30 protein-coding genes and 3 riboswitches are annotated in these 26,063 nt (G+C 31.1%); of the genes, 8 read left to right on the top strand and 22 right to left on the bottom strand.

Translation table 11 applies throughout. The features are described from left to right. Positions 1-14: 14 nt before the first annotated feature. The 4 genes from thiM to Q0O83_RS03095 all read right to left on the bottom strand — a co-directional run bounded on the left by thiM (position 15) and on the right by Q0O83_RS03095 (position 3,945). Positions 15-839, bottom strand: a complete 825-nt coding sequence (thiM, locus tag Q0O83_RS03110) for a hydroxyethylthiazole kinase (protein WP_294094095.1) — start codon at positions 837-839, stop codon at positions 15-17. Next, a complete protein-coding gene (gene thiD, locus Q0O83_RS03105) occupies positions 832-1,638 on the bottom strand; it encodes a bifunctional hydroxymethylpyrimidine kinase/phosphomethylpyrimidine kinase (RefSeq protein ID WP_294094093.1) in 807 nt (268 codons plus the stop codon). Before thiD ends, thiM begins: the two co-directional genes overlap by 8 nt. A 92-nt stretch (positions 1,639-1,730) precedes the next feature. After that, positions 1,731-1,827: riboswitch (TPP riboswitch) on the bottom strand. A 22-nt stretch (positions 1,828-1,849) separates the two neighbouring features. Next, positions 1,850-2,464, bottom strand: coding sequence for a hypothetical protein (locus Q0O83_RS03100; protein WP_294094091.1), 615 nt, complete (start codon positions 2,462-2,464; stop codon positions 1,850-1,852). 86 nt (positions 2,465-2,550) lie between these two features. Continuing rightward, on the bottom strand, positions 2,551-3,945 hold the full coding sequence (locus tag Q0O83_RS03095; protein ID WP_294094090.1) for an amidohydrolase: 1,395 nt from the start codon (positions 3,943-3,945) through the stop codon (positions 2,551-2,553). A 57-nt stretch (positions 3,946-4,002) separates the two neighbouring features. Continuing rightward, a riboswitch (purine riboswitch) is annotated at positions 4,003-4,100 on the bottom strand. Between the two features lie 124 nt (positions 4,101-4,224). Between Q0O83_RS03095 and glyA the strand changes: the two genes are divergently transcribed. The 4 genes from glyA to Q0O83_RS03075 all read left to right on the top strand — a co-directional run bounded on the left by glyA (position 4,225) and on the right by Q0O83_RS03075 (position 8,061). Then, positions 4,225-5,469, top strand: a complete 1,245-nt coding sequence (gene glyA / locus Q0O83_RS03090) for a serine hydroxymethyltransferase (protein ID WP_294094089.1) — start codon at positions 4,225-4,227, stop codon at positions 5,467-5,469. A 91-nt stretch (positions 5,470-5,560) separates the two neighbouring features. After that, entirely contained in the window at positions 5,561-5,902 is a 342-nt protein-coding gene (locus tag Q0O83_RS03085) for a zinc ribbon domain-containing protein YjdM (RefSeq protein ID WP_294094087.1), read from the top strand. A 131-nt stretch (positions 5,903-6,033) separates the two neighbouring features. Then, positions 6,034-6,963 (top strand): DUF523 domain-containing protein, encoded by a 930-nt coding sequence (locus Q0O83_RS03080; protein ID WP_294094085.1) that lies wholly within the window; start codon positions 6,034-6,036, stop codon positions 6,961-6,963. 69 nt (positions 6,964-7,032) lie between these two features. Then, positions 7,033-8,061, top strand: a complete 1,029-nt coding sequence (locus tag Q0O83_RS03075; RefSeq protein WP_294094084.1) for an aminotransferase class I/II-fold pyridoxal phosphate-dependent enzyme — start codon at positions 7,033-7,035, stop codon at positions 8,059-8,061. A gap of 69 nt (positions 8,062-8,130) precedes the next feature. On the opposite strand, the gene Q0O83_RS03070 is transcribed toward Q0O83_RS03075, so the two are convergent. From Q0O83_RS03070 to Q0O83_RS02990, 17 genes are all read right to left on the bottom strand, one after another. Further along, the gene (locus Q0O83_RS03070) at positions 8,131-8,367 is read right to left on the bottom strand and encodes a hypothetical protein (RefSeq protein WP_294094082.1); all 237 of its coding nucleotides are present in this window, start codon (positions 8,365-8,367) and stop codon (positions 8,131-8,133) included. Between the two features lie 159 nt (positions 8,368-8,526). Then, the gene (locus tag Q0O83_RS03065) at positions 8,527-8,808 is read right to left on the bottom strand and encodes a zinc-ribbon domain-containing protein (RefSeq protein ID WP_294094080.1); all 282 of its coding nucleotides are present in this window, start codon (positions 8,806-8,808) and stop codon (positions 8,527-8,529) included. Between the two features lie 20 nt (positions 8,809-8,828). Beyond that, positions 8,829-9,569, bottom strand: a complete 741-nt coding sequence (gene cobK, locus Q0O83_RS03060) for a precorrin-6A reductase (RefSeq protein ID WP_294094079.1) — start codon at positions 9,567-9,569, stop codon at positions 8,829-8,831. After that, entirely contained in the window at positions 9,566-10,297 is a 732-nt protein-coding gene (gene cobJ, locus Q0O83_RS03055) for a precorrin-3B C(17)-methyltransferase (RefSeq protein WP_294094077.1), read from the bottom strand. The genes cobK and cobJ overlap by 4 nt, the downstream gene beginning before the upstream one ends. Then, entirely contained in the window at positions 10,284-11,270 is a 987-nt protein-coding gene (gene cbiG / locus Q0O83_RS03050; protein WP_294094075.1) for a cobalt-precorrin 5A hydrolase, read from the bottom strand. The genes cobJ and cbiG overlap by 14 nt, the downstream gene beginning before the upstream one ends. Next, on the bottom strand, positions 11,270-12,031 hold the full coding sequence (gene cobM, locus Q0O83_RS03045) for a precorrin-4 C(11)-methyltransferase (protein ID WP_294094074.1): 762 nt from the start codon (positions 12,029-12,031) through the stop codon (positions 11,270-11,272). Before cobM ends, cbiG begins: the two co-directional genes overlap by 1 nt. Then, positions 12,010-12,735, bottom strand: coding sequence for a precorrin-2 C(20)-methyltransferase (gene cobI, locus Q0O83_RS03040; protein WP_294094072.1), 726 nt, complete (start codon positions 12,733-12,735; stop codon positions 12,010-12,012). The genes cobM and cobI overlap by 22 nt, the downstream gene beginning before the upstream one ends. Next, the gene (gene cbiT / locus Q0O83_RS03035) at positions 12,735-13,310 is read right to left on the bottom strand and encodes a precorrin-6Y C5,15-methyltransferase (decarboxylating) subunit CbiT (protein WP_294094070.1); all 576 of its coding nucleotides are present in this window, start codon (positions 13,308-13,310) and stop codon (positions 12,735-12,737) included. The genes cobI and cbiT overlap by 1 nt, the downstream gene beginning before the upstream one ends. Positions 13,311-13,315: 5 nt before the next feature. Then, complete coding sequence (cbiE, locus tag Q0O83_RS03030; protein ID WP_294094069.1) at positions 13,316-13,945, bottom strand: precorrin-6y C5,15-methyltransferase (decarboxylating) subunit CbiE; 630 nt, start codon at positions 13,943-13,945, stop codon at positions 13,316-13,318. Further along, positions 13,938-15,071, bottom strand: a complete 1,134-nt coding sequence (gene cbiD, locus Q0O83_RS03025) for a cobalt-precorrin-5B (C(1))-methyltransferase CbiD (protein WP_294094067.1) — start codon at positions 15,069-15,071, stop codon at positions 13,938-13,940. The genes cbiE and cbiD overlap by 8 nt, the downstream gene beginning before the upstream one ends. After that, the gene (locus Q0O83_RS03020) at positions 15,071-15,715 is read right to left on the bottom strand and encodes a precorrin-8X methylmutase (RefSeq protein WP_294094065.1); all 645 of its coding nucleotides are present in this window, start codon (positions 15,713-15,715) and stop codon (positions 15,071-15,073) included. The genes cbiD and Q0O83_RS03020 overlap by 1 nt, the downstream gene beginning before the upstream one ends. Beyond that, positions 15,703-17,031: a cobyrinate a,c-diamide synthase gene (locus Q0O83_RS03015; RefSeq protein WP_294094063.1), complete on the bottom strand. Its 1,329-nt coding sequence runs from the start codon at positions 17,029-17,031 to the stop codon at positions 15,703-15,705. Before Q0O83_RS03015 ends, Q0O83_RS03020 begins: the two co-directional genes overlap by 13 nt. Beyond that, a complete protein-coding gene (gene cobD, locus Q0O83_RS03010) occupies positions 17,028-18,083 on the bottom strand; it encodes a threonine-phosphate decarboxylase CobD (protein WP_294094062.1) in 1,056 nt (351 codons plus the stop codon). Before cobD ends, Q0O83_RS03015 begins: the two co-directional genes overlap by 4 nt. A gap of 14 nt (positions 18,084-18,097) precedes the next feature. Further along, on the bottom strand, positions 18,098-19,045 hold the full coding sequence (cbiB, locus tag Q0O83_RS03005) for an adenosylcobinamide-phosphate synthase CbiB (protein WP_294094061.1): 948 nt from the start codon (positions 19,043-19,045) through the stop codon (positions 18,098-18,100). Further along, complete coding sequence (locus Q0O83_RS03000; protein ID WP_294094059.1) at positions 19,042-20,529, bottom strand: cobyric acid synthase; 1,488 nt, start codon at positions 20,527-20,529, stop codon at positions 19,042-19,044. Before Q0O83_RS03000 ends, cbiB begins: the two co-directional genes overlap by 4 nt. A 124-nt stretch (positions 20,530-20,653) precedes the next feature. Next, positions 20,654-20,831: riboswitch (cobalamin riboswitch) on the bottom strand. A gap of 147 nt (positions 20,832-20,978) precedes the next feature. Continuing rightward, positions 20,979-21,317, bottom strand: coding sequence for a YMGG-like glycine zipper-containing protein (locus Q0O83_RS02995; RefSeq protein WP_294094058.1), 339 nt, complete (start codon positions 21,315-21,317; stop codon positions 20,979-20,981). A 27-nt stretch (positions 21,318-21,344) separates the two neighbouring features. Further along, positions 21,345-21,503, bottom strand: a complete 159-nt coding sequence (locus Q0O83_RS02990) for a DUF6693 family protein (protein WP_294094057.1) — start codon at positions 21,501-21,503, stop codon at positions 21,345-21,347. 155 nt (positions 21,504-21,658) lie between these two features. Here Q0O83_RS02990 and Q0O83_RS02985 point away from each other — a divergent pair, with 155 nt between their 5' ends. From Q0O83_RS02985 to Q0O83_RS02970, 4 genes are all read left to right on the top strand, one after another. Continuing rightward, on the top strand, positions 21,659-22,336 hold the full coding sequence (locus Q0O83_RS02985) for a flavin reductase family protein (protein ID WP_294094055.1): 678 nt from the start codon (positions 21,659-21,661) through the stop codon (positions 22,334-22,336). A 71-nt stretch (positions 22,337-22,407) separates the two neighbouring features. After that, positions 22,408-23,763, top strand: coding sequence for an MATE family efflux transporter (locus Q0O83_RS02980; protein ID WP_294094053.1), 1,356 nt, complete (start codon positions 22,408-22,410; stop codon positions 23,761-23,763). A 13-nt stretch (positions 23,764-23,776) separates the two neighbouring features. Then, positions 23,777-24,697, top strand: coding sequence for a calcium/sodium antiporter (locus Q0O83_RS02975; protein ID WP_294094052.1), 921 nt, complete (start codon positions 23,777-23,779; stop codon positions 24,695-24,697). Positions 24,698-24,715: 18 nt separating this feature from the next. Next, the gene (locus Q0O83_RS02970; RefSeq protein ID WP_294094050.1) at positions 24,716-25,591 is read left to right on the top strand and encodes an alpha/beta hydrolase; all 876 of its coding nucleotides are present in this window, start codon (positions 24,716-24,718) and stop codon (positions 25,589-25,591) included. A 46-nt stretch (positions 25,592-25,637) separates the two neighbouring features. On the opposite strand, the gene Q0O83_RS02965 is transcribed toward Q0O83_RS02970, so the two are convergent. Continuing rightward, the gene (locus Q0O83_RS02965) at positions 25,638-25,883 is read right to left on the bottom strand and encodes a hypothetical protein (protein WP_294094049.1); all 246 of its coding nucleotides are present in this window, start codon (positions 25,881-25,883) and stop codon (positions 25,638-25,640) included. Between the last annotated feature and the right edge of the window lie 180 nt (positions 25,884-26,063).

The following is a 26,063-nucleotide window of genomic DNA, read 5'->3' as shown; positions in this document are numbered from 1 at the left end:
AGCAGCTACCAAATTTAATTGGTAGCTACTTTACTCTCTATCTCCAACATATCCTGATTCATATTTGAAATATTATTTAAAATTGAAACTTTTAATTCCCCTGTTCCTTTATAATTTTTAGCAGCTAATTCTCCTGCTATTCCCATACTTAAAACTCCACCTAAAGCACTTATAAAACAGCTGTTTTCCGCTCCTAAAAATGATCCAATTAACGATGAAATCATACATCCTGTTCCTGTAACCAAACTCATAGCACTATCCCCATTTAAAACTTTAATCACTTCATTCTCATCCGCTATATAATCAACTTTTCCCGTTATAGCGATTGTTGTTGAGAGTTTTTTAGCAGCTAACTTAGCTATCTCTTCACCACTCTCTTCATTTTCTAAAGAGTCCACTCCTCTACTTATAACATCCATACCTAAAAGGCATTTTATCTCTGCCATATTTCCTTTTATTACAGAAAACTTTACCTCTTGAAGTAATTCTTGAACCAGCTCTTTTCTTGCTCGAGTCGCTCCTACTCCTACAGGATCTAAAACTATAGGCTTATTTAATCTGTTAGCTATTTTACCAACTTCTACAGCCATCTCTCTCATACTTTTATCCATTGTTCCTATATTCAAAACAACACTTGAAGAGAAACTAATTATCTCTTCAATTTCATCTAGACAAAACGACATAAGTGGAGAAGCCCCTATTCCTAAAGTTATATTTGCACAGTCATTTATTGTCACTGTATTTGTCAAATGATAAACTAATGGAGTTTTTTCTTTTACATTTTTTAAAGCTAAAACAACTTCATTAATAATACCTTCTTTTAACTCTGGTTTATTCAAAATCAACACCCGCCTTTTTATATAAATCTATAAAATGACCTACAGGACCTACTCCCTTTCCTATTGAAAATGAATTTTTTATAGCTTCGCTTATATATCCTTTTCCTAATCTAACAGATTCTTCAATACTTAAACCTTTTCCAATATACGATGCTATTGTCGAAGATAAAGTGCATCCTGTTCCATGAGTATTTTTAGTTTCAAATCTAACTCCTTCAAATCTAATAATCTCATTATTTTCTGTTATCAAAATATCTGTACAATTATCCTCTCTATGTCCACCTTTTACTAAAACATTTTTTGCTCCTAAAGATTTTATTTTTTTTCCAGCGGCAATCATATCATCTTCATTTTTTATTTTCATTTCAGATAAAACCTCAGCTTCTGGTATATTTGGTGTCACTAAAGTCCCAATTTCTAAAAATTGCTTTAAAGCTTTAACTGCCTCATCTTTTAGTAAGTAATACCCACTTTTAGAAATCATAACTGGATCGATAACTATATTTTTAGCTTTTACATTTTTTAAAGTTTCATGAACTGTTTTAATTATATCGCTACTTGAAAGCATTCCAATTTTTACAGAGCTTATATCTATATCTTCATAAAGAACTTCAATTTGCTTTTTTATAATATCTATATCAATCTCTTGAACTGCAAAAACTCCCTTTGTATTCTGAGCTGTGATAGCTGTTATAACACTCATTCCATAAGTTCCTTGAGCACTCATAGCTTTTAAATCAGCTTGTATTCCTGCTCCTCCACATGAATCGGATCCTGCAATTGTTAAAATATTTTTCATTCTAACCTCCTATTTTGTATATAAATCTGTATAAAAAAAGACTACCCTAAGGGTAGTCTCTCGAATTATAGTTATAACTAAGATTATCAGTCACACTGCTTTCGCTACTTCCCTACGTCGGTATTAACCGTATCAGGTTCAAAGGGTCAGTCTAAACTTCTCAGCCAAATGGCTCCCCTAGTAAACTTTTTTATTCTTTAGTCACACTATACTATATTCTATTTCCATTGTCAACCATTGCCATCTCTTTTAACTTTACTTTATAGGCATTGATTCTCTTTTCCCAGCCTTTTCCATATATCTCCCAGCTGTTCAAACTTTTATAATAAGCTATTCTTTCCTCTGTTATAAGATCAATAAATTTCTCATGATCTTCAACTGAGTTTATAACTTTTATAGTTTTACTTCCTAATATTCCATCTACAACTATCTCTTCTGATGGTTTATATCTTTTTAATGCTCTTTGAGTTACAACTGCTCCTGCATTATATCCTCCATTGAAGAATATATCGAAGATCATCATCTGTGAATAAGAGTGCTTAATCTCATCCAATCTATAATCGATTAGCAAATGCTCTGCAATCTCTCTTGCTTGTTCTTCTGTAAGAGTTTTTATCTCGTAATCTTTTTGAAATTTTTTATTATAATCCAACAATAAAAAATTTCTTATTCCATATTTTGAAAGTTCCTTTTGAGTTCTAACAAGTTTATCCCCTTCATGAGATAATACTTCACTTATAATAATCTCCCTAACTCTAGTATCATCATATCCAAAAATTGTTGTTGAATACAATAACGTGATTAAAATAACAAATTTTTCTAGCATACTTAAATCTGTTTCCTCCCTGTATATTAAAATAGTTTCATAACTTTTTTAAGCAGGGATATATTATATCATAAATTTTACTAATTTTATAGAGTTTCTGCTATTTTTTGAACTTTTCCTTTAAAATTGTTTAATTCTTTTGAATTTTTTTCTAAATCCACTGTTTTTATTTTCTTATCTTCTACAATTACCTTACCATTTACGATAACTGTATCTACATTACTTGCGTTAGCTGAATAAACTAAAGCTGAGTATGGATCAAATATTGGATTCATATTTACAGATTTTGTTTCTATTACAACTACGTCTGCTAACTTTCCAATTTCTAAACTTCCTAATTCATTCTCTCTATGAATTGCTCTTGCACCACCAATCGTTGCCATCTCCACAGCTTTTTTAGGTGGTAATGCTGATCTATCTTTTGTATCTAACTTGTGTAATTTAGCTACATATCCCATTTGTCCTATTATATCTAAAGTATTTCCACTCATAGGTCCATCTGTTCCTAATCCTACTCTCATTCCCATATCATGCATTTTTAAAGCTGGTGATATCCCTTTAGCAGATTTTATATTAGCAACCATATTGTGAGCGATTCCTATATCTCTTTTTTTCATTAATTCAATATCACTATCAGTTACGAAAATATTATGAGCTGCAATAAATCTTTCATTTAATAACCCTAATGAATCTAAATATTCTACTGGTGTCATTTTAAAATCTTTCTTTATTCTATCAAACTCTACATCTGTTTCTGCAACGTGCATCGATACTGGTACATTATACTTTTCTGATAACTCTTTTATTTTTAAAAGTTCCTCTTTAGTAACTGTATGTGGTCCATGTGGCCCAAAACCTGGAGTTATTAATTCATCATTTTTATATTTCTCAACAAAAGCTATTGCTCTTTCTAAAGTTTCTCCTTTTTTCTGACCATCAGCTGTTGGATATTTAATTATATTTTGAGTCATAATTCCTCTTAATCCAACTTCTTTCACTGCTCTTGCTGCATCATCTTCAAATAGATACATATCAACCATAGTTGTTACTCCACCTAAAGCCATCTCTGTAGCTCCGTGTCTTGCTCCTAAATAAACCATTTCTGGACTTACCATTTTATTTTCTAAAGGGAATATATATCTATTTAATCTGTCAGGAACATCATCCGCTAATGATCTAAATACTGTCATCGACGCATGCGTATGAGTATTTATCATCCCTGGCATTACAATTCCATCCTCTGCATCTATAACTTTATTTGCACTATATTTTTTTAATAGATCCTCAGTTCCTACTGATATTATTTTATTGTTTTTTATAACAATAACCCCATTTTCAATAATATCTCTTTTTTCATTCATTGTTAAAACAGTTCCATTTTTTATAATTATATTAGCTGATTCTTTTTTTTCAACTAAAGAACTACACCCTACAATAAATAAACTTCCTAATAATAAAGCACCTTTTAAATAACTTTTCATTCTTAATCCTCCGCAATAAAAAAATCCCAGTAAGCAAAAGCTCACTGGGTTAAATAATCCCAATACACTTTTACTCATAGTACCAAATTTACGGTTTGGTGTAGAAACTTTTGGCCATATCCCAAATTTATATAAGTATTAAATAAATATTTCACGAAATAATTTTAACATATTTAAATACAAAGTCAAACTTTTTTCTTTTTATATAATTATGTACTAGAATATTCTCCTTTTTTAGTATATAATCATTTTATACTAAACTTATGAGGAGGATTCATTATGTTAGATTTTTTAAAAGATAAAGATATTGAGATTTACAATGCTATTGAAAATGAGTTACATAGACAAGAATATGGTTTAGAACTTATCGCCTCAGAAAATTTTGTTTCAAAAAGTGTTATGGAAGCTGTTGGATCAGTTTTAACTAATAAATATGCAGAGGGATATCCTGCAAAGCGTTACTATGGAGGGTGTGAATTTGTTGATGTTGTAGAAGCTCTTGCAATAGAAAGAGCAAAAGAACTTTTCGTAGCTAAATTTGCTAATGTTCAGCCTCACTCTGGATCTGGAGCAAATATGGCTGCTTATAGAGCTCTAATAGATTTAGGAGATACCATTCTTGGTATGAGACTTGATCACGGTGGTCATCTTACTCATGGAAAAAATGTTAACTTTTCAGGAAGTGACTACAATGTTATCTCGTACAGTGTAAAAAAAGATGATGAAAGAATAGATTATAACGAAATAAGAACTCTTGCTTTAGAGCATAAACCTAAACTTATTATAGCTGGAGCAAGTGCTTACCCAAGAACTATAGATTTTAAAAAATTTAGAGAGATTGCTGACGAAATCGGAGCTTTCTTAGTTGTCGATATGGCACATATTGCTGGTTTAGTTGCAGTTGGACTTCATCCATCACCTATAGAATATGCACATATTACTACAAGTACTACACATAAAACTCTTAGAGGTCCTAGAGGTGGACTTATTTTGACAAACGATGAAGAGATTGCAAAAAGAATTGATAAAATAATTTTCCCTGGAATTCAAGGCGGCCCCTTAGTTCATGTTATTGCTGGAAAAGCTGTAGCTTTTAAAGAAGCTTTATCTCCTGAATTCAAAGCTTATGGAGAAAATGTTATAAAAAATGCTTCAACTCTTGCGGCAACTCTTATAGAAAATGGAGTTAGAGTTGTAAGCGGTGGAACTGATAATCACCTTATTTTAGTAGATTTAACAACTCTTAATATAACAGGAAAAGATGCTGAAAAAGCACTTGAAAAAGTTCATATAACTGTAAATAAAAATGGAATCCCTTATGACACTAAAAGTCCATTTATTACAAGTGGTATAAGAATTGGTACTCCAGCTTTAACTTCTAGAGGAATGGGAGTGGAAGAGATGAAAATAGTCGGTAATCTAATTGTTAAAACATTAAAAAATATTGAGGATGATGGTATTTTAACTGAAGTTAAAAATGAGGTTAAGACCCTTTGTAATAAGTTCCCTTTATATAAAAGCTAATATAATTCTTTAGCTAAAATTTTGTTTTCTTGAATTTTTATTAATTTTGTTTTATAATATAAATATTATTATATAGAATGGAGAAAATATTATGACTAATTTACCTAATTGCCCAAAGTGTAATTCAGAATACACTTACGAGGATGGAAACCTATTTGTTTGCCCAGAGTGTGCTTACGAGTGGTCAGCAGAGGCTGCTACTGAAGATTCAGATGACTCTCTTATAGTAAAGGATGCTAACGGAACTCTTTTAGTTGATGGAGATACAGTTTCTGTTATTAAAGATTTAAAAATCAAAGGAAGTTCATCAGTTGTTAAAATTGGAACTAAAGTAAAAAATATCAGATTAGTTGAAGGAGATCACAATATCGATTGTAGAATCGACGGTATTGGAGCTATGAAATTAAAGTCTGAGTTTGTTAAAAAAATCTAAGGTCGTGCAATGCACGACCTTATTTTTTTATTTAAAATGTAAGTTTTGAAGATGAACCATTAAAGGATTCACTTTTAATTTGAGTATAATCTTTACATAGACATTTGTCAAATTTATACGGAGGGAAATTTATGGAAAATCTTTTAAAAAGAAAATTAAATTTAGGAATTGCAGCTTGTCAATTTGGAGCAAAATTTAGATATAATGGAAAAGGGATAGATTTAACTCAATATTTAGGTAGAGATCGTGGACAATTTATTTGGACACCTGTTTGTCCAGAAGTTATGAGTGGTATGGGTGTTCCTAGATTAACTATTAAACTTTCTGGTGGAAATGGTTTTGATTTCTGGGAAGGTAACGCTAATGTTAAAGATAAAGAGGGAAAAATTAAAAATGATATGATAAAGCAAGGTGCTCTAGCTTGTCTTGAGACTCTTGAGCGAGCAAAAATAGATGCATATATCTATATGGAAGGAAGCCCTTCTTGTGGTGTTAAAAGAACCACTTTAAAAAATCAACGTCTTGGAAATCCTCCTGGGGTTTTTGGAGCCCTTCTTTTACAAAGAGATGTTTTTTTAATTAGCTCTATTGATTTACAAAGTCCAATCAGATGGTGGGATTGGAAAAGAAGATTAGTCGCTTTTGTTTGGATAAAAGAACAAGAAGTTAATTCTAAAGAGATTTTAAAAGATATTTGGGATAAAATTAAATATGTTCTTTATGAACTACACGAAGAGGAAGGAACTGCTATAAGAGATGAAATCAGAGATATTTTAAAATCAGATACAGAACCATCATCTGAGCTGTATGATAAAATCAAATTAGAGATGCTAACTCTTTTAAGAAAACCAGCAGAACTTGAAAATATCAAAAAACATCTGTGGGATAACTATGTTGATTTAAAGAAAAAAGAGGGAATTGAAATTGAAGATGTTTTAGAACCAGAAGCTTTAAGAAATATGACTCATATTGCTCAAGAATTATTAGGTATAGAGATTGAAGCACGTAAAAAAAATTATCTATTTAGAAGTTCACCTATAAACTATAAACCCGACAGATAGAAAAACTTTGACATTTAATCCTTTTATCTTTAAAATAGATTCAATAAATAAATTTAATAGGAGGATTTTATGTACAGCTTTAAAAATGATTATAGTGAAGGAGTTCATCCTAATATATTAAAAACCTTAGTTGAAACAAATTTAATTCAACAAGCTGGATATGGTGAAGATGAGTTCACTAACGAAGCTATCTGTATTTTAAAAAATAAAATTAATAAGGAGGATATTGATATTCACCTTCTTGTTGGTGGAACACAAACAAATTTGATTGCTATATCCGCTTTTTTAAGACCTTATGAAGCCGTTATCTCTGCTAATACTGGACATATTTTTGTAAATGAAACTGGTGCAATTGAAGCAACTGGACATAAAGTTATTGCCGTAAATGTAAATGATGGTAAATTAAGAGTTGAAGATATCAAACCTGTTATTGAAGCTCACTCTAGTGAACATGCTGTTAAACCTAAACTGGTTTATATTTCAAACCCTACAGAAATTGGTACTATTTATCAAAAAAATGAATTAGAAGAACTAAGTCAATTCTGTAAAGAAAATGATTTACTGTTTTATATGGATGGAGCTAGATTGGGATCAGCTCTAGTTGCTAAAGAGAATGATCTAACTCTTTTAGATTTTGCTACTCTTTTAGATTCATTCTATATTGGTGGAACAAAACATGGAGCCTTATTTGGAGAAGCATTAATCATCTCAAACAATCTATTAAAAAGTAATTTTAGATTTAATATAAAACAAAAAGGTGGACTTTTAGCTAAAGGAAGAGCCCTTGGAATTCAATTCTCTGAACTCTTCAAAAATGATCTTTATCTTGAAGTTTCTACTCACGCAAATATAATGGCAGAGGTTTTACATAATGGAATCAAAGAGTTAGGATTTAATTTCTTAATTAATTCTCCTACTAATCAACTATTTCCAATCCTTCCAAATAAAATTATTGAAAAACTTGAACAAGATTACTCTTTCTATAGATGGACAAAAGTTGATGAAAATAACTCAGCTATCAGATTAGTTACTTCTTGGGCCACTCTAGAAACAGAAGTCACAAAATTTATTAAAGCTTTAAAAGAATTAAAAAATTAAAACCATAGAAAAAGGAGGCCATGTCTACTCAGCCTCCTTTTTCATCTATTCCACATCATCAAAAAAAGTTTATCTCATTTTATTTATAACAAAATTTACATTTTGCTCACTTACATCCGTAAGATTTTTCTCACTAATAGCTTTTACAGTTGATATCTGATTTCCGTAGTTAAATATCTCTGTTGTTTTACTAATCACAGAATTTTCCAAAGTTGAATAATAGCCGTTATCTTTTTTCAAACCTTTTGCATATATATTAATTGCTAACAATAATCCTAGCACAATATATACAATTTTTTTATCCATTTTAAATCTGCCTCCACATATTTCATATAATCTAAATATACAGTTTTTCATCTAAAATGTCAATCTCATTATATAAATATTAAATGATAGAATTATATACATAATATATAATTCTCATTCTTATTTTAAATGTTTAGTAAACTATCATTTAATATTTTTTTAATACTCTTTCACTATTTTTTCTACATCCTCATACTTAACTTTACCTTTAAGAAGTATCTCTTCCATTTTGTCCTCTTTTAGTTTATAGCTACTTTTACAAGAGCTACAAGCTATTACATGACTTTTTCTAAGAGTAAGCACCGGTAAAAAAAAGAACTCAAATACCTTTCTAAAAGCAAACAACTCCATCTTATCCGACAAGCACCCTGTACACTCAAAATCAACATCTCTCAATTTTTCCTCTGAACTCTTTACTCCAAATATTCCTACAAACACCATAAAAACTCCCCCTTTTCTATTTATATAATATATTGTATAAGATCATTTATATCAGAAAAAACGACTGGATAATCAACATTTGGTCTAGATAAAAGAATAGATTTCACCCCAATCTCTTTTGCACTCTCTATTTTTTCTCTTTCTCCACCTGTATCTCCACCTTTTTTACTTACCATATATTCTATATTAAGCCCCCTCATCATTGCAAGATTTAATTCTTTAGAAAATGGTCCTTGCATAGCAATTATATTCTTGGGAAGTATTCCAAAGTCTTCAGCTTTTTTTATCATCTCCCACTTCGGAAGAATTCTAAAATAAATTTCGCTTTTATTTTTTAAATTTTCAAATCTATGTAGATTATTACTTCCTAATGTCACTAAAATTTTTCCCGAAAGATCTTCTAAATATCTCATCATGCTTTCAATCTCTGAAAACTCTATAACCCCTTCTTCTGAAACTAAATTTTCTCTTTCAAACCTTATATAATCTATTTTTTTCTCCTCTGAAATAGAGATAGCATTTCTAGATACCTCCTCAGCATAAGGATGAGATAAATCAACTATTTTATCTATCGTATTCTCATCTATAAATCTTCCCATCTCTATAGAATCCATTCTTTTGCAAAATACCTTTATATCTCTAACACCTTCTAAAAGTTTTCCACCATACTCTGTTGCTGTCGTAACTACTAACTTTTCTTTAAAAGGAAAGGACTCTATAAAATCTCTAGAGTCCTTTGTTCCACCTATAACCCAAATCATATATGGTATCCTCTTGGTGTTATCATTCTACCATTAGATACATATGTCTTTGAATTTCCTATTATTACAACAGTAAACATATCTATTTCGTGATTTAAAAAATCTCCTAGATTTGTCAGTGTGTAGTTTTCATCTTCTCTTCCAACATGTCTTAATAAAGCTACTGGTGTTTCTGGCTTTTTGTGTCTTAACATAATCTCTCTTGCTTCAACTATCTGAGTAGTTCTTCCCTTACTTTTAGGATTGTAAAGAGAGATTATAAAATCACCTGATGCAGCTGCATCTACTCTTTTTGTAATTACATCCCAATCAGTTAAAAGGTCACTTAAACTTATTGTTGCATGGTCATGCATAAGTGGTGCTCCAACTATCGCTGCTCCAGCTACTGAAGATGTTACTCCTGGAACTATTTCAACTTCGAACCCCTCTTTTTGAGCAACCTCAATCATTATTCCAGCCATTCCATAAATTCCAGCATCTCCACTACTTATAAGAGCAACATCTTTTCCAGATTTAGCTATCTCTAAAACTCCCTCGCATCTAGCAACCTCTTTTTTCATTCCAGATACATAGAACTCTTTATCAGAGAACTCATCTCTTACTAAATCCACATATGTGATATATCCAGCTATTACATCTACCTCTTTAAGAGTTCTGTAAGCTCTTATTGTTATATCTTCCATGTTCCCCGGACCAATTCCAACTACATATATCTTACCTTTTTTCATATATAAATCTCTCCTCATAAATAGAAATTGTCATTCCATCTTTTTTTGCTTTCATCTCTATAAATTTTCCATCTTTACTAGAAGATAGATATGCACAAGGCTCAGATACAGCTCTGACACCAATCTCTTTTTTTACAAAATCTGAGCCTTCGAACATATTTTCTACTTTCAATATCTCATCTCTACTGATTATTTTCAAATCTTTACCTAACTCTTTTGCTAGTTCAATCAATCCAGCTTCATCTGCTTTTAAATCAACTGTAGCAAAATGCTTTATGCTTTTATATGAAAGATTATGTTTTTTTAAAGTTTCTATTAAAAATTCATACACTTGCTCTTTTAATATACCTCTTCTACAACCCAATCCAATCACTAAATTCCTAGGATAAATCTGCACAGTTTCTATTTTCTCTCTGTTTGAAACTATTACAACTCCTTCTGGATTCTCTGGACATATGTTTTTAGGCAGTTGTAACTCAACATTTTTTCCATCCACAATAAGTGCAGTAACTTTTTTAGCTGCTTCTAAAGATTCCAAATCTGAATTTAATTTTTGTGAAAGAGTATCCACAGCTATTTTTCCAGTAACATCTGAACTTGTTGTTATAATAGGCACTAATCCTAATTGCCCTTTTAAAACTTCTGCAAAATCATTTGCTCCTCCAAGATGTCCTGATAGTAGTGATATTACAAATCTCATTCCCTCATCTATGACCAAGACAGCTGGATCAACATCTTTTGTCTCTAACAAATTCGCTATTTTTCTTACAACTATTCCTGTAGCCATTATAAAAATATGCACATCATATTTTTTAAAATTAGTGTTTAAAGTTTCTGTAAAATTATCCATCTGTAAAGTTTCTTCTGACTGAAATTTTTTCAACGAATACACATCTGCTGATGAATTTTTTTCTTTTATTTTTAAAGCTGATCTAACCGCTCCTCTTGTCACAGTCCAAATAGCTATTTTCATTACTTCTCTATCCCTTTTCTAAACTCATGTGTAAAATGTTTATCATAAAGAAGAGACTTTTCATATTTATCTCCTAAGAAATCTCCAACTAAAATTTGAGCTGTCTTAGTTATATTGGCTTCTTTTACTTTTTCTTCTATCGTTTCTAAAGTTCCCATTACAACCTTTTGATCCTCCCAAGTTGCCCTTTGAACTACAGCTATAGGAGTCGTCATTGGATAATGTACTGCTAATCTTTTTACTACATCGCCTATCATATGAACAGATAAGAATATAGCCATCGATGCTCTATGTGATGCTAAAGACTCTAAACTCTCTTTTTCAGGAACTGGAGTTCTTCCCTCTAATCTTGTACATATTACTGTTTGAGAAATACTTGGTAGTGTAAACTCTTTTTTCACCGCTGCTGCAGAAGCTAAAAACGAACTTACTCCTGGAATAACTTCATACTCTATTCCATGCTCATCTAACATATCCATCTGCTCTCTATGTGCTCCAAAAATTGCAGGATCCCCTGTATGAACTCTCGCAACTTTTTTTCCAGCCTTTACAGCTTTCACTGTAACATCTATAACATCTTCTAGAGTCATTGAAGCAGAGTTATGAATTTCAGCTCCCTCTTTATGGCACTCTATAACTTGTCTTGGTACTAATGACCCAGCATATATAATTACATCTGCTTCCTTTACTAATCTTTGACCTTTTACTGTTATTAACTCAGGATCCCCTGGTCCCGCTCCTATGAAATAAACTTTTTCCATTGATTGATACCGCCCTTTTTAAGTATTAATGTTGTGAAATAAGGAATATCCGCTTCCTCTAATTTTGTTAAATCAAAATTTATAGCTTGAGTTTCTTTTCCACAATTTGAAACCATAATTACATTTTCTAAATTTCCTGTAGCCTCTAATCCAGCTCTTAATTTATCAAAATTTCTTGAAACTTTCATAAATACAATATTATCTGCTGAATTAATCTCATGAATCACATCTGTGTCACAGTTTAAAGAAATTACCTTTAACGATTCCTCTCCCATAACTAATGGTAAATTAAATCTTGAAGACATATCTGAGAATGATGATATTCCCGGGATTGTTTCTACAGGAATCTCTCCATCTAAATACTCTAGAATATAAACATATGTACTATATGTCATCGGATCTCCAATTGTTAAAAACCCAACCTTTTTACCAGCTTTTAAATGCTCTAAAATCATATCCGCATTCTTTTTTCTAAACTCTTTTCTTGCTTCTACACTTTTTAGCATAGGAAACTCAACAAACATAGTTTCTGCCGATTCCTTTAGATATTCTTTAGCTATCTCGTAAGCTGTACTTCCCTCTGCTTTTTTAGCTTCAGGTAAAACCACTACATCCAACTCTTTAAACGCTTTTATAGCTTTTAAAGTTATCATCTCAGGATCTCCTACTCCTACTCCAATTCCATAAAATCTTGCTGTTGACATTACTCTGTTTCCTCCTTATTTGCTGTTATTATATATATTGGATTTTCACCGTACATCATTGTGTAAGGCCCTATATTTTTCCCTCTAGATACAACAACATTTACAACCTCTATATTTTTAAAATTTAACTCTTTTAATAGTTTTGTAGCATCCGCTAAAGTTTCTAAAGTTATTGCGTTTATAACTATTCTTGCATCACTTTTAGAATACTTTAAAAAATGCTCTAATATACTCTTCATTGAGCCTGTTGAACCACCAATAAACATTCTATCGTATTCAATATTTGGAATCACTTCAGGAGCTCTTCCCACTAAAACTTCTATATTATCTAATCTGAACTTTTGAATATTCTCTTTCAGAGTTTCAATTCCCTTTTCCTCTTTTTCAATTGCGAAAACTTTGCCATTTCTTAAATACGTTGCTGCTTCTATCCCTATTGTTCCTGTTCCAGCTCCAACATCTATTAAAATAGAATTATCTTGTAATTGTAACTTTGCCACAGAGATTGCTCTAATCTCTTGCTTTGTCATAGGTAACTCTCTTTGAATAAACTCTTTGTCGTAAATATGTCCCATACTCATCATACCTTTCTTAAAATTGTTACATTCATCTCATATTTTCTTATATTTTTTTCATAGTCTTCTACTAAAAATCTGCTTATTTTTTCATCTAAATATGATAGTCTCTCTCCGACTATCACTTCAATATTATCAATTCCATTTTGAACTAGATTTTTACTTATCTCTATTGGATTATTACTCTCATCTGTCAATAGTACAACTCCAGCTTTGCTTTCAATTAATGTTTTGATATAGTCGTTTTCTCTTCCATGAACACTAGAAAGTTCGTAGTGTTCCCAAGTCATCTCCAACTTTGAAAAAAGATATTGAAATGATGATATTCCTGGAATTACATTAAAGCTCTCTGTTGGAAAACTTTTTTTCAAATATGTAAGTAAACTATAGTAACCTGTATCTCCCGAAACTATAAAAACTATATTTTTATTTAAATTTTCAGAAACAAATTTTTTCATAGAATCCAACTTTTTCATAACATATCTCTCTTGATTTGTTAAAAGTTCGCCTATCTCTTCTAGCTGTCTCTCACCACCAATAACTATCTCTGAATCTGTAATCACCTTAAATCCAGCTCTTGTTAAGTAATCCAGATTCCCTGGCCCAAGACCTAAAACTGATAATTTTTTATTCACCTCTTAACTCCTCTACCATCTTATAAAATCCGTCACTCGAACCTAAAATATCACCTTTATAATTAAACAATACAGCTTCAAACTCTATAGTATCTCTAGAAAATTCCGAAGATCTTTTAGCAACCTTATTACCAACAAGATTAAATAACTCGGATTTTTTAGAGATATACTCACACGCCTCTTCAGCTGTATTCGATTCTAAAACTTTTAGTATGTTTTCTCTAGGTTCATCTATTAAGACAGCATTTGCTGCTATTATCTCTAGTCGTGCATCTGCGACTCTACTATGGGTATTAAATATTCCTCCAGCTACTTTTATAGCTTTTCCTATGTGCCCTATTAGCATAATCTTTTTAAAACCTAACTTTACAGCACTATCTATCATAAACCCAATAAAGTTACTTGTTACAACACTCTGCTCAATATCTATATTATTATCTATACAAAACTGTTTTCCATGGTTTCCAAATAAAAATAGCACCCAATCTCTATCACTATTTTCTTTCAAAACTTTCAGCTCTGCAAACATCGAATTTTGTAGAGCTTCTTCACTCATCGGCTTTACAATCCCTGTTGAACCCAAAATAGATATTCCACCTAAAATCCCTAACTTTCCATTAAAAGTTTTTAAAGCTTTTTCACGGCCTTTCGGAACATATATATATACAAGTAGTTTTGTATGATTCATCCCATATTTTTCCAAAAGTTCAGTTAATGCTTTTACTATCATCTCTTGAGGACCTGGATTTATTGCTGACTTACCCGGTTCAACTTTTAAACCTTTCTTAGTGACAACACCTACGCCTCTTCCACCAACTAAAAGTATATTATTAAATCTATGAGCTTTTTTAATATCTGGTAACTCATCTATAATTTTTACTTTAGCACAAATCTCTATACCGTTTGTTACATCTGGGTCATCTCCAGCATCTTTTATAACAACACCTCTTGCCCAACTTCCCAATCTTTTTTTAGATTTTATAGGAACCTCTATAGTTGTTCCATTCAAAGTTGTAAGTATACAACTGTCTTCAAGTTCTTTTTTTAAAAGTAAATCCAAAGCTACTAAGGCTGCGACTGTAGCGCATGTCCCTGTTGTATATCCCGATTTTAACTCTTTACTCATTAAAATCCTTCTCTCTTATGTAACTGATATAAAATACCATGAAGAATTGATACTGCTACTGGGCTTCCTCCCTTTCTTCCTTTTACAATTATATAAGGAATTCCACTTCCAGGTAAAATCTCCTTTGATTCAGCTGCTCCTACAAATCCTACTGGAACTCCTACAATCAGTGCCGGCTTTTCAACCTCTCCAGAATCTATTAACTCTTTTAGTCTAAATAGTGCTGTCGGTGCATTTCCAATTAGATATATATTTGTATTTGAATCTTTTGCTGCATGCTCTATTCCTACAATCGATCTTGTAACGCCTCTCTCTTTAGCCTCTACTGCAACATCTTTATCAGATACCAATGAATACGCAGAGTAATTAAATTTATCCAATGTAATTTTGCTAAGTCCATTTACTATCATATTCGTATCACAATATATTTTTCCACCTTTTTCCAAAGCTCTCAAACATGATTCCACAGCATCTTCAGAAAACTCTATCAAATCAGCATATTCAAAATCTGCTGTTGTATGAATAACCCTTTTTACAACTGGTAAATGTTGGGCTGAAAACTCATTAGCTTTTTTTCCTAACTCCTCTTCTATTATCTCAAAACTTCTAATCTCTATATCTTGTGGTTTTTTTATATATGACATTTTTTTGCTCCTTCTAAAATTTCAATTAGTATCTCTAAATTTTTAAAAAAGTGTAGATGAGGATACCCTGCGATTAAATTTTTATTTCTATACCCACATAACCACTCTCTTCCATCTAACTTTTTTAACTTAAATGCTCTTTCATCCTCTCCAACTTCATCAATTGTCGAGTAATGAAACTCATGAGCTTTACCTTTCAAATCTTTATATTCAACATCCACATATCCAAATCGACTTATGAATAATCTACCAGTCATCTTCGTGCTACAATCTATCAATCCAGCTAACGGATAAAACTTTTCATCCAAAGTTTTTATTCCTTTACTCAGATACATAAATCCACCGCACTCTCCGTAGATATAACCTCCATTTTCATGAACCTCTTTCAAAGAGGTTCTAAACGATTCGTTAGATGATAATTTTTCTAAATAATTTTCTGGATATCCTCCACCAAAATATAAAAGATCAACTTTTGGAATTTTTTCATCCTCTATCGGTGAAAAATCTACAAGCTCAGCTCCCATTCTTTTCAGAAGTTCTAGATTATCTTCATAATAAAATGAAAATGCTTTGTCCTTTGCTACTCCAATTTTTATTCCTGAGAATCTATTTTCAAATTTTTTAAAAATATCTTCAAATTCAAAATCAGTTTCTACTTCAATAAGTTTTTCCAACTTTTCAAAATCTACAGTTTTTTTTATTTCAGATTTTAATAACTCTTTTTTCTCATTTAAGTCTTTAATCTCATCAGCTTGAAGTAATCCTAAATGCCTGCTACTAATTCCTAATCTTTCATCTTTTTTCAAATAACCTATACAAGGAATATCCGTATAACTTTCAATTGCTTCTTTCAACATAAAATACAACTTTTCACTGCTAACTCTATTTATCATAACTCCAGCAATTCTTACTCTTGTATCTAGCATTTTATATCCCAGCACCTCTGCTGCGATACTAGTACTTTTTCCTACTGCATCAACCACTAAAATAACTGGAAGATTTAAAACTCTCGAAAGATGTGCAGTACTATAGTTATCTAAAGAGTTTCCAAGTCCATCATAAAGCCCCATCACACCCTCAACAATAGAGATTTCTTTTCTATGTTTTAGAAAACTATATTTTACTCCCTCTTCTCCCATTAGAAAAAGGTCTAAATTGTAACTACTATTTCCAGTTATGAACTTATGAAAGCTTGGGTCAATATAATCAGGACCAACTTTAAAAGGAGAAACATCTGAAAAGGCTGACATAAGAGCCATCGAAACCGTTGTCTTTCCTATTCCACTTCTTGTTCCAGCTAAAACGAATCCTTTCATTCTGGCAACACCTTCTTCAAAGCTTTTAGTACTTGCTCATTTTTCTTTCTATCTTTTATGGCAAGTCTAATGTAACTTTCATCTAAAAACATAAAGTTAGACGCATCACGAACAAGCACACCATTCTCTATCATTTTTTTTCTAAAACTTTTAGCATCATCATTTAATAACTTAATTAAAATAAAATTTGTTTCTGTCGGTGTAACCTCAATTCCTTTTAAAGATTTTAACTCTTCATAAAATTGAATCTTTTCTTTTTTTATCCAAGCCTCTGTCTCATGAATATATAAATTGTCCAGTAACATAGTTTTCCCTGCAATCTCTGCAACACCATTTACACTCCAAGGCTCTCTTATATCTCTTATTTCATTCAAAATAACTTCATCAAAAGTTAAACCATAACCTAATCTTACTCCAGGAAGAGCAAAAAATTTAGTGAGTGCTCTTAAAATAAAAATATTTTTATGCTTCAATAAAAATGCAGTTTTTTCTTTCCAACCATCCACAAACTCTATAAAAGCCTCATCTATAAATAATTTTTTGTTTCTATTTTCTAAAAAATCAGCTATTCTCTCTATTTTTTCCAAATCTTGGAATTTTCCTGTTGGATTATTTGGATTACACATTACAACTATATCTTCATCCGTTATAAAATCCATCAATAGATTTTCATTCAGTGAGAAATCTTTACTCAGTGGAAAAAATTTAACATCTCTTCCTGCTGCTTTTGCCGCTCTTTCATACTCAGCAAATGTAGGAGCTATTATAAGTACCTTTTTAGCTTTTACAGCCTTCATATATAAAAATAGAACCTCTGTCGCTCCATTTCCTACAACTACATTTTCTATTGAACAACCATTATAATCTGCTATAGATTGCCTCAACTCTACATAATCTATATCTGGATATTTCTCTAAAGTTTCAAAATTTTCTATAACAGCTTTTTTAAAACTTTCTGGAACTCCTAAGGGATTTATATTCGAACTATAATCTAATAGCTCTACTCCATTTTCTCTTTTCAATTTATAAATATTCCCACCATGTAAATCCATACTCTCACTTCCTCTTATACTAAATAAATTAAACCACTAAATAAAGTTACCCCTACCAAAGATGTCATAAACATAATTTTATAACACTTTTTTATATCCTCTTTCTCAAACTCTTTTAACTTATCTCCAATTGTTGGCTTCTCGTAAACTTTTCCAAAATATCTTGTTTTTCCACCAAATTGAACCCCAATAGCTCCTGCAAAAGCAGCTTCTGGATGACCAGAATTTGGACTCGAATGATTTTTTCTATCTCTAAAAAATATTTTCAAAGGTTTTTTTATTCCCATTCCTAAAATAAAAGTTGCTATTGGAATAATTAAAATACCAGATAACCTAGCTGGTATAAGATTAAATAGGTCATCTATTTTTGCAGATACCATTCCAAAATCGATATACTTTTCATTTTTATAACCAACCATTGAATCTAAAGTATTTACAGCTTTATAGCCCATAGCTAAAGGCAGTGCTAAAGAGATTCCATCAATCACTATTAAACTTCCTAAAAAAGCATAGAACATCGGTGCTATTATCCCATCGACTGAGTTTTCAGCTATAGTTTCCATAGTACTTCTTACAACTTGTACTTCATCCATCTCTCCTGTATCTCTGCTTACAAGATATGATAACTCTTTTTGAGCTTTTTCTAAATCTCCACTTTTCAAAATTTTATAAACTTTTATTCCCTCTGCTCCTAAACTTTTTGTTGCTAAAGTCGTATAAAGGAAAAATACCTCTAAATATTGTGATGTTTTAGCTATATAGTAAGAGATTACTGCAGTAGTTCCTATCACAACTAAAGCTAAAAAAGCTCCCCAGAATTTTTTGTTTTTAAATTTATAAATATTTTTTTCCAACAGATTTATATATCCACCAATCAATCTAACTGGATGTGGAAACCAATATGGATCTCCAAATATCAAATCTAACAGATATGCTATCCAAAATTTTAATAGAAAGCTCATAGCTCACCCTCCAAAATTTTATAGATAGCTTTCATATCCACATTTTCTCTGAATATTTTCTCTAATTTATCTAACTCACGAAGCCTATACTGCTCAAAATCTATTTCAGATTCTTTTCTTTGAAGACCTTTTTTCTCTCTAATTTTATTTAAGATAAAATCAGAAAACTCTGTATTATCAAAAATTCCATGTAGATATGTTCCAAAAATATTTTCTTTTACTGTTGCAACCAATCTATCATCCTCTGTGCATGAAATCTCTTTTCCGGAAGTAACACCTTGATGAATCTCATATCCTTTTATTGCAATATCTCCTAGATTCTCTAATAAGCCACCACTATCTTTTAATACTCCAGAGTATTGAGTTGTTAGCTTCTCCTTCTCCATAACAGTTTCTATATCTAAGAGACCCAATCCAGGTAGCTCTTTTATATCTCCCTCTATCCCATATGGATCCAAAACTTTTTCTCCTAAAATTTGAAAGCCACCACATATTCCAATAATAGGAACGCCTTTTCTAGAAAGTTTTATAATCTCTTGAGCTATTCCTTTCTCTTTTATATCTTTCAAATCATCTATTGTATTTTTCGAACCTGGAATTACTATTAAATCTTCATCTCCTAATTCATGAGCTGACGTAACATAATTTATATTTACATCCTCATTTATTGAAAGAGCATCTATATCTGTAAAGTTTGATATATGTTTCAATTTTATAACTGAAATATTTATCTCACCTTTTTTATTTTTTATTTTGTTAAATTTCTCTGTGACACCATCCTCATCCTCTATGTCTAGTTCAAAGTATGGCATAACTCCTAAAATCGGAACCCCTGTAAGCTCTTCAATCTTACTCAAACCTGGTTTTAATATATCAACATTTCCCCTAAATTTATTTATAATCACACCTTTTACTCTAGCTCTCTCTTCTGGCTCCATCAAGCAAATTGTTCCGTAGATTGAAGCAAATACTCCACCTCTATCAATATCTGCAACTAAAATAACAGGTGCATCTATCATCTCTGCTAACCCCATATTAACTATATCATCCTGCTTTATATTCAATTCAACAGGACTTCCAGCTCCCTCAACAACAGCAATTTGACTGTTATTTTTTATATGATTGTAAGCATGCATTATATCTTTTTTTAACTCTGCTTTATAACTTCCATACTCTAAGCCACCCATATTTCCAATAGATTTTCCATTTACAATAACCTGAATTCTTCTATCACCTGTAGGTTTTAGTAAAATTGGGTTCATGCTATAGTGAGCTTCTACTTCACAAGCTACTGCTTGAACTGCCTGAGCTCTTCCCATCTCATGCCCATCTTTTGTTATATACGAATTTAATGCCATATTTTGAGATTTAAAAGGTAGAACAGTGTGTCCATCTTTAAAAAATGCTCTACATAAGCCTGTTACTGTTATACTCTTCCCTGCTCCTGAAGATGTCCCAACAACCATTATATTCTTATGTTTCATATATCTTTCTCCTAACTTTAATTGAAGTTTTATGAAAATATAAATATTTGAAAATGAATAGAATTTTATAATTAGAATTGAATGTAAACAAATCTAAATACAAATCTGTTCACCGCAGATTTTATATTTTTTAAATATTGATGGCAGATATCCTGACTCAGATTCATCCTACTCTTAGGCCTTCCCATAAAATTACAGTGGCTTAGTCTAATTTCGTCCTCCTTACAGTGGCGGGACCGTGTGAGATTTTCACTCATCTTTCCTTTTAATCAACTTCTTGAACCATTAATATTATACATATTTATCATAATTATACATAATGATAATGTACAAGTCAATCATTTTTAAAATTTAATGTTTAAAAATAAAACTGAAAAAAATACATTTAAATCTATAACAATGCAAAAAAACCTAAGATAATATAAAAAAACCTCCAGTTGGAGGTTTTTTTAGTAAGGTTGACTATAATACGGCTTTGTTGACTGCTGGTTGTTATACTGATTATTATATTGAGGCTGAGTATACTGTGGTTGATATTGATAATTTGGCTGTTGATTTACATCTTTTATTGTTTGAGTCTGATCTTGAACTGAGCCTACCAATGCTCCTGCTGCTGCTCCAATTCCAGCTCCTAAAAGAGTAGCTTTACTGTCTCCACCAATCGCCTGACCCAATAATGCCCCTGCTCCCGCTCCAACTGTTGTTGATCCTATCGTATTAGAACCCACGTTTGAGCACCCCGATAAAACTAACATCGAAAATATCGATATCATCAATACTTTTTTCATATCATTCACTCCTTTTATCATCTACAACTACTCTTCCACTACAACAGTTCTATTTATCATAAACTTTATAAGTGAGAATAAAAAGAACGGCGAAGCTAATCCAAATGTTATTACAACCAATAACGTCCATCCAAGTAAAAACAATAAACTATCTCCAAAGCTAACATCACATCTTAATCTTTTCATTTTTATCACCTCATTTTTTATTTTTAGTATTCTATATTAATATAACGTTTCTTTTAATTTTACAAGCTTTTTTTTACTTCTAGAAACTAGACAGCGAATAATTATTACTGTATAATAAAAAGATAAAATAAAATATTTAAAGAAAGAGGAATAAAATGACTAAAGAACTATTTAAAGGAAGTGTAGTTTTAAATCCTGTTCCAGCTGTAGTTATTACATCTAAAAACAAAGATGGTAAAGAAAACGCTTTTACAGTTGCATGGACTGGTACTATTTGTACAAATCCACCTATGCTTTCAATCTCAATTAGACCTGAAAGATTGTCATACGAATATATAAAAGAGAGTATGGAGTTTACAGTTAATCTTCCAAACACTTTCCAAGTTAGAGAAACTGATTACTGCGGTGTTATCTCTGGAAGAGATATCGATAAAATAAAGCACCTTGGTTTAACTTCAAAGCCAGGACATCATGTAAGTTCACCTTATATAGAGGATTTCCCTATAAATATTGAATGTAAGGTAAAGCAAATTATACCTTTAGGAACTCATGATCTATTCTTAGCAGAAGTTGTCGGATCTCATATCAATAAAAATATAATTGATGAAAAAGGTAAGATACATTTCGAATGGGCTAACCTAATAAATTACTGCCACGGAGAATACTTCCCAATGTCTAAAAAACCTATTGGACAATTTGGATTCTCGGTAGCTAAAAACCCTCTTTTAATAGAGAAATATAAACATATCAAATCTTATATTGAATACAAAGATGAGAGAAGTGTAAAAAAACCAAAGAAAAAAGTTAAAACTAAAGTAAAAAAGAAAAAATAATAATTAAAATAAAAAGAGCAGATGGGCAGCTTATAACCCATCTGCTCTTTAATTTACAAAGGAGTGTTTTTATGATTCAAAAATTTAAGTTCGAAAAAAGTTTTATCAAAATGTTAATGGCTTTAGCCATTCCCATCATTTTACAAAGTTTAATCACAGCTTCTCTAAACCTATTAGATAATATTATGGTTGGAAAGCTTGGAGAAAGCGAAATAGCTGCTGTTGGTTTATCAAATCAATTTTATATGATTTTCTTCTACTCAGTTGCTGGTATCGGAATGGGTGCATCTATCTTTATGTCACAACTTTGGGGTAAAAAAGATGTTAAGAAAATACATGAATTTTTAGATTTATCTCTTCTTATATCTGTAGTTGTTTCAATATTTTTTGCAAGTATAGCTGTTTTATTCCCAGAAAAAATAATACACATATTTCTAAAGGATCCAACAGTTACACAACTTGGAGTTAGCTATCTTAGAACTGTTGCTATAAGTTATGTTCTTTCATCTATAACTTTAGCTTTCTCTATGGCTCTTAGAAGTACAGCACAAACAAAACTACCTATGTATGGAAGTATTGTCGGTATTGTATTCAATGGAATTTTAAATTATCTATTTATATTTGGAAAATTTGGAGCACCAAAACTTGGAGTTACTGGTGCAGCTCTCGGAACTACAATCTCTAGAACTATGGAGTTACTGTTTATTTTGTTTGCTATCTATAAGTTTGACAATGTTATTGCTACAAAATTCAATAGTTACAGAAATCTTTCGGTTGAAAAATTCAAAGAGTTTTTCAAAATAGCTTCACCTGTTATCTTCAACGATATTATGTGGATTTTAGGGATTTCAACTTTCTCTATAGCATATGCACAACTTGGAGTAAATGCAACTGCGACTATGCAGATAGCTATCACGATAAATAATATGTTTAATATTTTCGGTATCGGTATCGGTGCAGCCTCAGCAATACTTATTGGAAATAAAATTGGAGCTGGCGAAAAACAAGAAGCTTATGATATTTCTAGAAAAATCTCTCAATTTGGAGTTTTACTTGGTATTGTTATCGGTTTTGTTTTCTACTTTATATCTCCATCTATTGTTGGAATTTTCAAAATAACTCCAGAAACAGCTAGAAATGTAAATGTAGTATTAAAAACTATGGCTTTCTTTATTCCTGCAAGATTTTATGCTATTATACAAGTAATAGGTACTTTAAGAGGTGGAGGAGATGTTGTTTACGCAATCGCTGTAGAGATGATTGGAATCTGGTTTATTGGAATTCCACTAGCTTTTGCTGCAATATACTTTATCCCTGGATTATCTATAACGACACTATACTTTATAATCTGTTTAGAAGAAATCGTTAAATGTGCTATGTCATATCCTCGTGTAACTTCGTATAAATGGATTAAAAGCTTAGTATAATTTAGGAGGGTTCATGTTATCATTATTTATTCTGCTTGTGGGTGTTACATTTTTAGTTTTCGGAGCTAACTTCTTAGTCGATGGTGCTTCTGTGATTGCTAAAAGATTTAACATTCCAAATATTGTTATCGGTTTGACTATCGTAGCCTTTGGTACTTCTGCACCAGAGCTAGTTGTAAATGTTATCTCTGCTTTAAATGGAAAATCAGCGATTACACTGGGGAACGTTATCGGAAGTAACATCATCAATGTTCTTGTTATTTTAGGAGTTACAGCTCTGATATATCCACTTACAGTTGCTAGAAACACTGTCAAATATGAGATTCCAATCGCTCTTTTTGCAGCTGTTTTAACTTATGTTTTATCTAAGAATGGAGTTTTAAGTAAGGCTGACGGTTTCATCTTATTAGGATGTTTCATTCTATTCCTTTTATACAATACTTACTTAACAGTTACAAATAAAGAGGAAAGTGAACTAGAAGTAAAAAATTACACTTTACCGATTTCTATTATTGTTACAATTCTTGGATTTGTTCTTTTAGTTTTCGGTGGGAAATTTATTGTTGATTCAGCCGTAGACTTAGCTAGAAATTTCGGAATCTCAGAAAGGGTAATCTCAATAACAGTTGTTTCATTAGGGACTTCTCTTCCCGAGTTAGCTACTTCTGTAATAGCTGCATTCAAAAAAAATACAGATATTGCTATCGGAAATGTTGTGGGGTCAAACATCTTTAATACATTCCTTATTTTAGGAGTTTCTGCTGTAATATCACCTATTGATATCAGCTCTGGAGCTATTATCGATTTAACTCTAAACATAGTTGCTTCGCTTTTATTATTACTTTTTGTTTTAAGAAAATATAGACTAAATAGAATTCATGGTTTACTGTTCTTAACAGTTTACGCAACTTACTTATATTCACTTTTCAAATAAAATTTTGAAAAAAAGGAAGTGATTAAAATTCAAATAATCTATAATAATAAAAATTCTGCTCTCGGAGTTGTACAAATAATTCACGGAATGAGCGAGCACTCTAAAAGATACTTGGAATTTGCTGAATTTTTAAATGCAAATAGATTTATTGTCATTTTATCTGATCATAGAGGCCATGGTGAGAAAGCTTTAAAAAATAATTCTCTTGGATTGTTTACAGGATCTTTCGACACCTTGGCCTTTGATCAAGTAAATATTAGTGAACAGATTAAAACTCTTTATCCTAATCTACCCACTTTTATTTTGGGCCATAGCATGGGATCCTTTATAGCACAAAAACATATGAAGGTTTATTCAAAAGAGAAATTCGCCTATATCTTCATGGGAAGTTGTTTTGAAAGAAAAGGGATTACATTTTTAGGAAAATTCATTTTTAAATCGATCTCATTACTTACAAAAAATCCAAGAAAAATTTTTAATGATATCATTTTTCTTGGAGCTAACTCAAAAATAAATGAATCTTCTAAAAATAGTTCTTCATGGCTTAGCCGCGATAAAAAAGTAGTTCAAGATTTTTTAAATGATCCGTGCTGTGGATTTAGTTACACCCCAAAGTTTTACTATAATTTTTTAGATTTTTTATCCCAATTATACGAAAGAAAATCTTTTGATTTTGTAAATAGAAAAACTCCTATTTTAATCATATCTGGTGATAGCGACCCTATAGGATTATATGGAAAAGGTGTGAAATCACTTTACAGTTTTTATAACTCACTTAGTTTTAAAAATATATCTCTAAAACTTTATAAAAATTGTAGGCATGAAATTCTGAATGAATTAAACAAAAAAGAGGTTTATCAAGATATTTTAGATTGGATAAAGAAACAGACATAAAAACAAAAAAAAGGTTTGAATTATCTTTCGATAACTCAAACCTTTTTTATTTTAAAACTTTCCTCTTTAAGAATTGAAACTCTCTAATAACACTTCTATGTTCTAAAAGCTTTATATCTTGATTATTCATCTTAAAGAAATATTGTATCAATGGTCCCACACAAATCGAGGATATTATCGTTCCTACTCCTACTGTTCCACCTAAGAAATATCCTATTGAAAGAACAACTACCTCTATGCAAGTTTTAATTTTCCACAGTGGATATTTTGATTTTTTTGTTAAAACCACCATCAATCCATCTCTTGGACCACAACCTAACCCAGTTGATATATAGACATAACAACCATAACTAAATATTAATATTCCAATAATTAGAATCGCTATTTTTTTAAATAATAGATCACCTTTAGGGACTATTATAATGGGTTAACAATTTAAGACAGCTTCCCTCTTACCTTAAGCAAAAATTTG

This window comes from uncultured Cetobacterium sp. (genome assembly GCF_945952365.1).
Classification (GTDB): Bacteria; Fusobacteriota; Fusobacteriia; order Fusobacteriales; family Fusobacteriaceae; genus Cetobacterium_A.
Note: the sequence above shows the minus strand (reverse complement) of the source record. Positions and strands in the feature narration are given on the sequence as shown.